The sequence below is a fragment of the Streptomyces sp. NPDC020490 genome (assembly GCF_044335305.1).
GTDB lineage: Bacteria > Actinomycetota > Actinomycetes > Streptomycetales > Streptomycetaceae > Streptomyces.
The window spans coordinates 1-11,845 of the sequence record NZ_JBIRUY010000022.1 but is presented as its reverse complement, the minus strand read 5'-3'; the positions used below and the strand labels follow the sequence as shown (position 1 = coordinate 11,845).

General features: G+C 69.9%; 7 protein-coding genes. 6 read left to right on the top strand and 1 reads right to left on the bottom strand.

Annotated features, from left to right (window positions below):
• The first annotated feature begins 146 nt into the window (after positions 1–146).
• Entirely contained in the window at positions 147–1,355 is a 1,209-nt protein-coding gene (metK, locus tag ACH4ZX_RS22580; protein WP_398275522.1) for a methionine adenosyltransferase, read from the top strand.
• A 243-nt stretch (positions 1,356–1,598) separates the two neighbouring features.
• Complete coding sequence (locus tag ACH4ZX_RS22575) at positions 1,599–3,749, top strand: primosomal protein N' (RefSeq protein WP_398275519.1); 2,151 nt, start codon at positions 1,599–1,601, stop codon at positions 3,747–3,749.
• A 170-nt stretch (positions 3,750–3,919) separates the two neighbouring features.
• Here ACH4ZX_RS22575 and ACH4ZX_RS22570 read toward each other — a convergent pair whose 3' ends face one another.
• A complete protein-coding gene (locus tag ACH4ZX_RS22570) occupies positions 3,920–4,453 on the bottom strand; it encodes a hypothetical protein (RefSeq protein WP_324788600.1) in 534 nt (177 codons plus the stop codon).
• A gap of 276 nt (positions 4,454–4,729) precedes the next feature.
• Here ACH4ZX_RS22570 and fmt point away from each other — a divergent pair, with 276 nt between their 5' ends.
• The 4 genes from fmt to ACH4ZX_RS22550 all read left to right on the top strand — a co-directional run.
• On the top strand, positions 4,730–5,662 hold the full coding sequence (gene fmt / locus ACH4ZX_RS22565; protein ID WP_398275516.1) for a methionyl-tRNA formyltransferase: 933 nt from the start codon (positions 4,730–4,732) through the stop codon (positions 5,660–5,662).
• 249 nt (positions 5,663–5,911) lie between these two features.
• Positions 5,912–7,330, top strand: a complete 1,419-nt coding sequence (locus ACH4ZX_RS22560; RefSeq protein WP_398275513.1) for an RsmB/NOP family class I SAM-dependent RNA methyltransferase — start codon at positions 5,912–5,914, stop codon at positions 7,328–7,330.
• Positions 7,331–7,651: 321 nt separating this feature from the next.
• Positions 7,652–10,612, top strand: coding sequence for a TnsA-like heteromeric transposase endonuclease subunit (locus tag ACH4ZX_RS22555; protein ID WP_398275510.1), 2,961 nt, complete (start codon positions 7,652–7,654; stop codon positions 10,610–10,612).
• Positions 10,609–11,845 (top strand): TniB family NTP-binding protein (locus tag ACH4ZX_RS22550; RefSeq protein WP_398275507.1); only part of this gene is annotated, 1,237 nt, incomplete at its 3' end. The genes ACH4ZX_RS22555 and ACH4ZX_RS22550, both read left to right, overlap by 4 nt.

Here is an 11,845-nt window from a genome sequence, read left to right as displayed (position 1 = left end):
CGCAGGTCACAGCGCTCCCGAGAGGCGAGACAGGGGGGCCGGTGGCCAGGTGTGACAGATAAACTGTTCTCGGACGACGCCGGGCGCAGCCCCCGAGCCCGTCCGCCAATGATCAGCCAGCAGCCGCTGCAACCCCAGGGAGCGTTGTGTCCCGTCGCCTGTTCACCTCGGAGTCCGTGACCGAGGGTCACCCCGACAAGATCGCTGACCAGATCAGCGACACCATTCTCGACGCGCTCCTGCGCGAGGACCCGACCTCCCGGGTCGCCGTCGAGACGCTGATCACCACCGGCCTGGTGCACGTGGCCGGAGAGGTCACGACCAAGACCTACGCGGACATCGCGACCCTCGTCCGCAACAAGATCCTCGAGATCGGTTACGACTCCTCCAAGAAGGGCTTCGACGGCGCCTCCTGCGGCGTCTCGGTGTCCATCGGCGCCCAGTCCCCGGACATCGCGCAGGGCGTCGACACGGCGTACGAGACCCGTGTCGAGGGCGACGACGACGAGCTGGACCGCCAGGGCGCCGGCGACCAGGGCCTGATGTTCGGCTACGCGAGCGACGAGACGCCGACCCTGATGCCGCTGCCGATCTTCCTGGCGCACCGTCTGTCGAAGCGCCTGTCCGACGTCCGCAAGAACGGCACCATCCCCTACCTGCGCCCGGACGGCAAGACGCAGGTCACCATCGAGTACGACGGCGACAAGGCGGTCCGCCTGGACACGGTCGTGGTCTCCTCGCAGCACGCGAGCGACATCGACCTGGACTCCCTGCTGGCGCCCGACATCCGCGAGTTCGTCGTCGAGCCCGAGCTGAAGGCGCTGCTGGACGACGGCATCAAGCTCGACACCGAGAACTACCGCCTGCTGGTCAACCCGACCGGCCGCTTCGAGATCGGCGGCCCGATGGGCGACGCCGGCCTCACCGGCCGCAAGATCATCATCGACACGTACGGTGGCATGGCCCGCCACGGCGGCGGCGCCTTCTCGGGCAAGGACCCGTCCAAGGTGGACCGCTCGGCCGCGTACGCGATGCGCTGGGTGGCGAAGAACGTCGTGGCGGCCGGCCTGGCCTCCCGCTGCGAGGTCCAGGTCGCGTACGCGATCGGCAAGGCCGAGCCCGTCGGCCTGTTCGTCGAGACCTTCGGCACCGCCAAGATCGACCACGAGAAGATCGAGAAGGCCATCGACGAGGTCTTCGACCTTCGCCCCGCCGCGATCATCCGCGACCTCGACCTGCTCCGCCCGATCTACGCCCAGACCGCGGCGTACGGTCACTTCGGCCGTGAGCTGCCGGACTTCACCTGGGAGAAGACGGACCGCGTGGACGCGCTGCGGCAGGCCGCCGGCCTGTAACGGCCCACGCACACCTGGAGTGCCCCCGAGCTCCTGCGGAGCGCGGGGGCTTCTTCATGCCCCGGGGCGGGGTGTGACGCCGGCTCGCGGTGTCCGGGGCGGGCACGGCGCCGGCCCGCGGCGTCCTGGGCGGCACGACGCCGGCCGCGGCGACGGTGGCCGCCGGGCTTCCCGGGCTTCCCGGGCTTCCCGGGCGTCCTGGGCGCGCGGCGGATGTCAGTGCCGTTTGGTAAGAATGCAAGCGTGAGCAGCGAGAACGGGCAGGGCGACGAGGCGCGGTCGGCGCCGCCCGAGCAGCTCGCGCTCATCCGCGAGAGCGTGCGCCGGGCCAGGGAACCGCGGGCCAAGCCGCGGACGTGGCGGGGGGCCGCGCTGGCCGGGGAGCTGCCCGTCGCGCGGGTGCTGGTCGACAAGGGCGTGCTGCATCTCGACCGCTACTTCGACTACGCCGTGCCCGAGGAGCTGGACGCCGACGCGCAGCCCGGGGTGCGGGTGCGGGTGCGGTTCGGGGCCGGGCGGCACCGGGTGCGGGAGGGCCGGCGCGAGGGCGGCGGGCTGATCGACGGGTTCCTCGTCGAGCGGCGCGCCGAGTCCGACTACTCAGGGCCGCTCGCCGCGCTGGCCCAGGTCGTCTCGCCGGAGCGGGTGCTCAGCGAGGAACTGCTCGGGCTCGCCCGGGCCGTCGCCGACCGGTACGCCGGGAGCCTCGCCGACGTGCTGCAGCTCGCCGTGCCGCCGCGCAGCGCGCGGGCCGAGCAGCGGCCGTCGCCCGAGCCGCTGCCGCCGCCCGGCCCGCCGGAGGCGGGATCGTGGACGCGCTACGAGCGGGGGGCGGGGTTCCTCCGCTCGCTGGCCTCCGGGGGGTCACCGCGCGCCGTGTGGAACGCGCTGCCCGGGCCTGAGTGGAGCGAGGAGCTGGCGAGGGCCGTGGCGGCGACGCTGGCGTCCGGGCGGGGGGCCCTCGTCGTGCTGCCCGACGGGCGGGCGGTCGCACGGGTCGACGCGGCGCTGACCGCGCTGCTGGGTGCGGGGCGGCACGCGGTGCTCACCGCCGACGCCGGGCCCGAGAAGCGCTACCGGGAGTGGCTGGCCGTGCGGCGGGGCTCCGTGCGGGCCGTCGTGGGCACGCGGGCCGCGATGTTCGCGCCGGTGCGGGACCTCGGCCTGGTCGCCGTCTGGGACGACGGCGACGACAGCCACAGTGAGCCGCACGCGCCGCAGCCGCATGCGCGGGAGGTGCTGCTGCTGCGGGCCGCGCACGACAAGTGCGGCTTCCTGCTGGGCAGTTGGAGCTGCACCGTGGAGGCCGCGCAGCTCGTCGAGACGGGCTGGGCCCGGCCGCTGGTCGCCGCGCGCGAGCAGGTGCGGGCCGCGGCGCCGCTGGTGCGGACCGTCGGCGACGGGGACCTCGCCCGGGACGAGGCCGCGCGCGCCGCCCGGCTGCCGACGCTCGCCTGGCAGGCCGTCAGGGAGGGCCTGCGGCACGGGCCGGTGCTGGTGCAGGTGCCGCGGCGGGGATACGTGCCGCGGATGGCGTGCGCCGGATGCCGGGCGCCCGCGCGGTGCCGGCACTGCTCCGGACCGCTGGAGGGGCAGGAGCCGGGGGCGGCGCTGCGGTGCGGGTGGTGCGGGCGGGCGGAGGGCGCCTGGCACTGTCCGGAGTGCGGGTCGTTCCGGCTGCGGGCCCAGGTGGTGGGGGCGCGGCGGACCGCCGAGGAGCTGGGGCGGGCGTTCCCGGCGGTGCCGGTGCGCACCTCGGGCCGTGAGCAGGTGCTCGACACCGTCCCGGACACGCCCGCGCTGGTGGTGAGCACGCCGGGGGCCGAGCCGGTCGCCGAGGGCGGCTATGCGGCGGCGCTGCTGCTGGACGGCTGGGCGATGCTCGGGCGGCCCGATCTGCGGGCCGGCGAGGACGCGCTCCGGCGGTGGATCGGGGCGGCGGCGCTCGTCCGTCCGCACGGCGCCGGGGGGACGGTCGTGGTGGTCGCCGAGCCGACGCTCCGGCCCGTGCAGGCACTGGTGCGCTGGGACCCGGTCGGGCACGCGGTGCGGGAGCTCGCCGAGCGGGCCGAGCTGGGCTTCCCGCCGGTGTCGCGGATGGCGGCCGTGTCGGGGGTGCCGGAGGCGGTCGCGGACTTCCTGGCCACGGTGCGGCTGCCGCCCGAGGCGGAGGTGTTGGGGCCGGTGCCGCTGCCGGTCACGGCTCCCGGACGTCCCCGCAGGACGGGCGCGCCGCCTCCCGGTGAGCACTGGGAGCGCGCGCTCGTCAGGGTGCCGCCGGGCAGCGGGTCCGCCCTGGCCTCCGCCCTGAAGGCCGCGCAGGCGGCACGGATGGCGCGGGGTGGCACGGAGGCGCCGGTACGGATCCGGATCGATCCGCCGGACATCGGGTGACGGGCGGGTCCGGGCAGGGCCCGGCCCGGGCCCGGCACCGGGCGGGGCTCGGCCGGGGAGCCGGGGCGGGCAGAGGCGCCGAGTCGGGCCGGAGCCGGTGCGGTCCCGGCCGGGACAGCCGCCCTCCCCCGGGGTGCCGGGAGGGCCGGGGGAGGGGAGTGGACGGCGGCTCAGCCGTTGCGCGGGCCGGGGAAGGCCGTCGGCCTGGCGTCGTCGCGCAGGCCGGGGCTGCCCGCCGTGGGCTGCGACGGCATGGAACGGGCGGCGGGGACCGTCGGGATGCCGGAGTTGACGCCGACCGTCCGGCTGCCGGACGGCTCGGTGGGCCGCTCGGCCTCGGGGGACGCCTGGGCTCCCGCGCGGCGCGCACCGTAACGGCGGTGCACCGCCTGCTTGGTGACGCCGAGCGCGGAGCCCACCGCGTCCCACGAGAAGCCGAGTGAGCGGTCGAAGTCCACCGCGGCCGTGACCAGGGTCTCGACGCTGTCGCGGAGTTCCTGCGCGAGGCGGACCGTCGGGGCGGGGGCACGCCCGTAGACGACGAAGCCCGTGGCGGGGCCGGAGCGGCGCGGGCGGTAGACGTTGCCCAACTGGGCGGTGAGCGTGCGCAGTGCGTCCACCTGCCGGCGGACCCGCTCGATGTCCCGCACCAGCAATTGCAGGCTGGCCCGAGCCTGGGCGTCGTGAGTTGCGTGGTCGGCCATGAACAAGCCTCTCGAACCGGCGTTGAAAGGGATCGGGCAGCGCGATGTGCGGCCCTTGGGGGTCAACTCTTCCTTGACCAACGCCGATCAGCGCCGCAGGTCACGCATCGGGGGCGTACGGGCGTGTGCGTACGCCCCCGTGACGGCGCCGGGGCCGGGGGCGCCGCGGCCGGGGGGCGGCTCCGTGCGGGCGGGCCTCCTCGGCGGCGGGCCACGGTGGTGGCCATAGACTTGGGGACCGCCGTCGTCACCGCCCGGAGAGGCCCCAGCCCACCCATGAAGCTCGTCTTCGCCGGTACCCCCGAGGTCGCCGTTCCCGCTCTGGACGCCCTGATCAACTCCGGGCGGCACGAGGTGGCCGCCGTCGTCACGCGGCCCGACGCGCCGGCCGGGCGGGGGCGCAGGCTGGTGGCGTCCCCCGTCGCCGAACGGGCGGCGGAGGCGGGCATCGAGGTGCTGAAGCCGGCCAAGCCGAGGGATCCCGGATTCCTGGAGCGGCTGCGCGAGATCGGGCCGGACTGCTGCCCCGTCGTCGCCTACGGGGCCCTGCTGCCGCGCGTCGCGCTCGACATCCCCGTGCACGGCTGGGTCAACCTGCACTTCTCGCTGCTGCCCGCCTGGCGGGGGGCAGCGCCCGTGCAGCACGCCGTCATGGCCGGGGACGAGATCACCGGGGCCTCCACCTTCCTCATCGAGGAGGGCCTCGACTCCGGGCCCGTCTACGGGACGGTCACCGAGGAGGTCCGGCCCACCGACACCAGCGGCGACCTGCTGACCCGGCTCGCCCTCGCCGGGGCGGGACTGCTCACCGCGACCATGGACGGCATCGAGGACGGCACCCTGAAGGCCGTACCGCAGCCCGCGGAGGGCGTCTCCCTCGCCCCGAAGATCACCGTCGAGGACGCCCGGATCGACTGGGCCGCCCCGGCGCTCAGGGTCGACCGGGTCGTGCGCGGATGCACCCCCGCGCCCGGCGCCTGGACCACGTTCCGCGGCGAGCGGCTGAAGATCGTCCAGGTCACGCCGGTGCCGGAGCGCACCGACCTCGCCCCGGGACAGCCGGCCGTCGGCAAGAACAGCGTCCACGTCGGTACCGGTTCCTACGCCGTAGAGCTGCTGTGGGTGCAGGCGCAGGGCAAGAAGCCGATGCGGGCCGCGGACTGGGCGCGCGGCGTGCGCATCGCCGACGGCGAGACCCTCGGCGGCTAGGGCTGTCCGGCGGATCATGCCGGGCACCAGACCCCGCTCACCCGGGCTGCAGGGCGCCGCCGGTTTCCTCCGACCCGGTCCGCCGGAGAGGCCCTGGCACGAAGGCGGGCAACGGCGGGCAAACGCGAGGGGAACAGGGCGGGGGAAGGCCGGGGAGGCCGGGGAAGGCGAGGGCCGGAGCGAGGCACGGAGGCGGGGCCGACGTACCCTTGGTGGGTATCCCCGCCTGACATCCGGAGCACCTTTTTCGTGAGCGACCAGCCCCGCCGCCCCCGCAAGCCCTACCGCCGGCCCAAGAAGGACCCCGTCCGCATGCTCGCCTTCGAGGCGCTCAGGGCCGTGGACGAGCGGGACGCGTACGCCAACCTCGTCCTGCCGCCCCTGCTGCGCAAGGCGCGGGAGAAGGAGGGGCCCGACCGGTTCGACGGGCGGGACGCGGCGCTCGCGACCGAGCTGGTGTACGGCACGCTGCGCCGGCAGGGGACGTACGACGCGATCATCGCCGCCTGCGTGGACCGGCCCCTCAGGGAGGTCGACCCGCCGGTGCTCGACGTGCTTAGTCTCGGCGTGCACCAGCTGCTCGGGACGCGGATCCCCACCCACGCCGCCGTCTCCGCCTCCGTCGAGCTCGCCCGCGTGGTGCTCGGCGACGGGCGTGCCAAGTTCGTCAACGCCGTGCTGCGCAAGGTCGCCCAGGACGACCTCGCCGGGTGGATCGAGAAGGTCGCCCCGCCCTACGACGAGGACCCCGAGGACCACCTCGCCGTCGTGCACTCGCACCCGCGCTGGGTCGTCTCCGCGCTCTGGGACTCGCTCGGCGGCGGCCGGGCCGGCATCGAGGAACTGCTGGAGGCCGACAACGAGCGGCCCGAGGTGACCCTGGTGGCGCGTCCCGGCCGGGCCACGACCGAGGAACTGCTCCGGGAGGAGGCCGCCGTGCCGGGGCGCTGGTCGCCGTACGCCGTACGGCTGGCCGAGGGCGGCGAGCCCGGCGCGATCGAGGCCGTACGGGAGGGCCGTGCGGGCGTGCAGGACGAGGGCAGCCAGCTCGTCGCGCTCGCCCTGGCCAACGCGCCGCTGGAGGGGCGGGACGAGAAGTGGCTCGACGGGTGCGCCGGGCCCGGCGGCAAGGCCGCGCTGCTCGGAGCGCTCGCCGCCGAGCGCGGGGCCGTGCTGCTCGCCGCCGAGAAGCAGCCGCACCGGGCGGGGCTGGTGGCCAGGGCGCTGCGCGGCAACCCGGGGCCGTACCAGGTCATCGCCGCGGACGGGACCCGGCCGCCGTGGCGTTCCGGCTCCTTCGACCGCGTGCTGATGGACGTGCCCTGCACCGGTCTCGGCGCCCTCAGGCGGCGGCCCGAGGCACGCTGGCGTCGCCGTCCCGAGGACCTGGACGGGTTCGCGCCGCTGCAGCGCGCCCTGCTGCACACCGCGCTGGACTCCGTGCGCGTCGGCGGGATCGTCGGCTACGCCACCTGCTCCCCGCACCTCGCGGAGACCAGGGCCGTCGTCGACGACGTGGTCAAGCAGCACCCCGACGCCGAACTCGTGGACGCCCGCCCGCTGCTGCCCGGCGTGCTGGACCTCGGCGCCGGTCCCGACGTGCAGCTGTGGCCGCACCGGCACGGCACCGACGCCATGTACCTGGCGCTCATCCGGAGGACCGGCTGACCTGCTCCGCCCGTGTAGGTTCTCAAAATGAGTGACCAATTCTCATTCCAGTTGGCCACTGTCTGGCCAACTGGCCAACTAAATGAGACGGACAGTCGTTCGAGGCATCGCTCATGAGTATGAACCCTGCGGCCCCCTCTGTGTGTCTGCCTGCCCCCATGTAACCGTCGGAGGGACGGCCTGACGGCACCATGCTATGAGGCCAGCACATGAGTTGCTGGGGGACGTGTGAGCATTGCGGTCGACTCTGTCTCGTTGACGGTACGCCGGAGTGACGGTGAGCTTGCGGCGGCGCCATGGCCGTATACGGACATTGAAAGAATGGAATCGTTGGTTCCGTGGCGCACGTTCCGCTGGTATTACGGCCAGAAGCATTACTCGGGTTTCTACTGGTCCTCAACCATGCGTGCTCACGTGATTTATGAATCACGGCTGGAGCTGACGCGCCTGATCTATGCAGATTTCTCGCCTGAAGTTAGGTCGATTCACGCTCAGCCATTTTTGATTACGGCGGAGATCGATAAGGTCCGGCGACGGCATGTGCCTGATTTCTTGCTGCTGCGCGACGACTCGGTGCCTATGGTGGTTGATGTCAAGCCGCGCGAGTTGCTGACCCGACCGAAAGTGTCATTTTCGCTTGGGTGGGCTCGAGAGGTGGTCGAGTCCTGGGGTTGGGAGTATCAAGTATGGTGTGAACCGCCGCATGATGAGCGGGCTAATCTGCGATTCCTTGCCGGATATAGGTGCGACTGGCTGTTCCGTGCGGAACTGCTGCAAGAAATCCGCGGTGCGGACCTAGAAGGAGCGACTCTGGGTGATGCATTTCACTCATTCCCGAACTGGCCCAAAGAGCTTGTGCGTGCCAGCATCTTCCACCTTCTTTGGTCGCAGCATCTCTCTACTGACTTTGATGGGATTCTGTCCGAACGGAGTGTACTGAGCGGGAAAGCGGCAACTCTTGTAGGTGCAGGGGTGAGTGTGATGCCTGATCCAATCCACGATCCAGAACAGGATGACCGAGAAGCCGCCGTGTCGAACCAAGTCGATGACTTGGGTGGCAAACGGAGAAGCGGACAGGGTGCAGCACGTGTAGGGGTGGGGACACGGTTTCACTACGACGGTGAAGTCGTCACGGTGGTGGAGATGTTTGGCTCTTCCCGTGGCAACGAGATCCTGGTCAAGGACGGACGCGGTCGCAGGTTCCGACTCTCCCTAAGAGAGGTGCTGGCCTCGGGCCGTGCCCGTGTCATTGCGGAAAACCCAGGGCCCTCCTCAGAAGATCCGGGCGAAACAGCTTCGGTAACTCTTGCCCTGCTCGAGGATTCCGAGCTGGAGACGATTCGCGAGCGGGCGGCGCACCTTAACGAGGTGCTGTACGGCTACCGTTCCGGAACGCCGGAGTTGGCGGGCCCGGGGGAACCACGGCCCGAGTACACGCCGGGCACGCCCAAGATGGATCGTTACAGGGCCAAGGCGGAGGAACTCGGCGTTGGCGTTAGGACGCTCAGACGCTGGATTGCCGCGTTCGAGGCGGAACGTGAAGCAGCTCTGGTGCGTGACTTGCCTGAGCGGTCCACCGACTCGGCAGGAGTGGGGCGAGCTGACCCACGGTGGGTGGAAATGGCCTTGGAGAGCATGGCAGAGCACGAAGATGACGCGACGCCAACCCAATCTAAAGTCATCCGAAGCATTGGTCCCCGCCTCGAAGCCCGCTACGGGAAGAGTGAGGTGCCGCTCCCTAGCAGGGCAACGGCGTATCGATGGCTTTCCGAGCTTGAGAAACGCCGGCCGACTTTCCGCCTTAGCGCACAGAGGAACCGTGACATTGCTTCCCGGCCAGTCGGCGTATACGGAAAGTTGCGGCCGACACGACCGGGTGAGTTCCTGTTGCTGGACACGAATCGGCTGGACGTCTTCGCGCTCGACCCGTTGACATTGAAGTGGGTGCAGCCGGAGTTGACGGCAGCCATGGACTGGTACGACCGCTGTATTACTGGATTGCGGATGACCCCCGCATCCACCAAGTCCGTTGACGTAGCCGCGACACTCTTTGAAACCTACCGTCCCCGTCCGGCGGGCAAGGACTGGCCGCGTGACGCGGTTTGGCCCGACCACGGCATTCCCCGGACAGTCCTGCTGGATCGGGATGCCATCGAGGGCCCCATGGCGGATGCCGCAGCCCGTGTAACAGGACAGGGTTCTCAGGGGCCAGGCCTGGTCCCTGAGACCATCGTGGTGGACCACGGCAAGCCCTACGTGTCCGAGCACATCACCAGTGTCTGCCAGCGGCTGGGCATCTCCATCCAACCTGCCCGACTGCGTACAGGACGGGACAAGGGCCCTCTTGAGCGGTTCTTCCGAACACTTCGTGAAGGGTTGCTTGAGAACCTTCCCGGATACAAAGGACCAGATATCTACGGGCGGGGGGTGAATCCGGAAGGCGAGGCCTTCTTCTTCCTCAACGAACTGGAAGCGATCATCCGGGAGTGGGTGGCCTTGGTCTACCACCAGCGTCCTCACGACGGCCTCGTCGATCCTCGGATCCCAGGACTGGATTTGTCTCCGGCCGCAATGTTCGATCACGGTATCGCCCGAGCTGGTTACATCGAGGTCCCTCGCGATCCCGACCTCGGATTCGAATTCCTCAAGACTGACTGGAGGTCAATCCAGCACTACGGCGTCGAAATCCGCGGCTGCCGCTACAACGGGCCGGGACTGAACGGCCTCCGCAACCAGACGAGCCCTTATACCTCCCCCCGTGCCAAAGGACGCTGGCCTATTCACGTCGACCCTGACGACATCACCCGCGTCTACTTCCGCCGCCCTGATACCCGTAAGTGGCACACGCTGGACTGGGAGCACGCTCCGGCCATGAACTTTCCGGTAAGTGAGGACGCTTTGGAGCTCGCCCGGAAGATGGCGCGGCACAAGTATCGCTATCCGGACGACGAGAACGCGCTGACTCAGCTGCTGGAGCGCTGGAATCTCGGGCTGGGCCTGACCAGGTCTGAGCGACGCGTGGCATTGCGTATGGCGCGTGAGCAGTCGGCTATCGACTTGCCCGCTACTGACAGCGAGGTCGCCATGCTGCCCTCCGTGGCCAAGGTGATGGCCACGAACGTGGAAACGATGCAGGACGAAGAGGAGCCAGAGCCCGAACCGTACGAAGGCGCCCAAGCAGGCGATGACGACGAGGACGACGAACTGGATGTTCTTGTCTGTCCGTCGGACGGTCCTGATGGCGAGGACGACTACTACGCGGATGCTCTGGAGGACGCATGATCGATAGAACGCCGAATGGTGCGAGCCTGCCGCTGGACAACCTGACACTGTCCCGAAAGGAAGGATTTCGCCAGCTGGCCGAGGCGCCGAAACGTATCCAGCCCGACCTCATGACCGTTGGGCAGGTCGCTCTGCTCGACGAGCCGGCACATGCCGCTTACAACCGACTTCGGCGAGATTGGCACGCCAATCTCGGGCCGATCAAGACGCCGCAGCTCAATGCACTTCAGGACGATTTGTGGGACATCATCGACAGTAATGTGCAGGATGGTGACAAGCCCAAGGGAGCAGTTGCGGTCGACGCGTTTCCAGGCCTTGGGAAGACCACTGCTGTCTTGCATTTTGCTCAGGAGTTCCATCGTCGGGAAATCGCGGAACTGGGGCGGCTGACTCAGGATGGAAATGAGCGGTGGCCGGTGTGTCGGGTAGGTCTGACCAGTAACATCGGCATGAAGGACTTCAATCGTTCCATCCTAGAGTTCTTTGCCCACCCGGCCCGCTTCCGGGGAACCTCCGCGCAGTTCCTGCAGCGGGCCCTTGACTGCGTCCTGGGCTGCGAGACGCGAATCCTGATCATTGACGACCTCCACTTCCTGAAGTGGTCGGACCGGAACGGTCGAGAGGTCAGTAACCACTTCAAACACATCGCTAACGAGTTTCCCGTGACCTTGATTTTCGTAGGTGTTGAATTGGAGGCGCGAGGTCTGTACTCGGAGATGGATATGGGCGGGGACGTGACCCTAGCTCAGACCGCTCGTCGTACCACGCCCCTGACGATGGCGCCGTTCTCAGTGAACGACGATCAGTCTCGGCGGCAATGGCGGGGCCTGCTGCTCTGGCTGGAGAAACGCCTGATTCTCGCGAACAAGTTTCCGGGCATGCTGGCCGATGAGCTGTCGGACTATATCTATGCCCGCACGACCGGACACATCGGCTCGCTCATGACCCTGATCAACCGCGGTTGCCAGCGGGCAGTCCGGACCGGAGCGGAGCGGCTGGATGCCGACCTGCTCAACAGCGTCAAGATTGATGCTGCTTCAGAGCAGGCACGAAAACAGCTTGAGGCAGGACTACGAGCCCGCAGCTGGACCTCAAAGGTCAACCTAGTCCCGTCCGCGACTTCCAAGAAGCAGGCAAGCAAGGCTTGCGCAAGTTCCCGGGATCGCCCAACTGGCGTGAGAGTGTCGCTGGTTGGGGTGGATGACAGAGCGGACACGGGATCCGTGATCATTC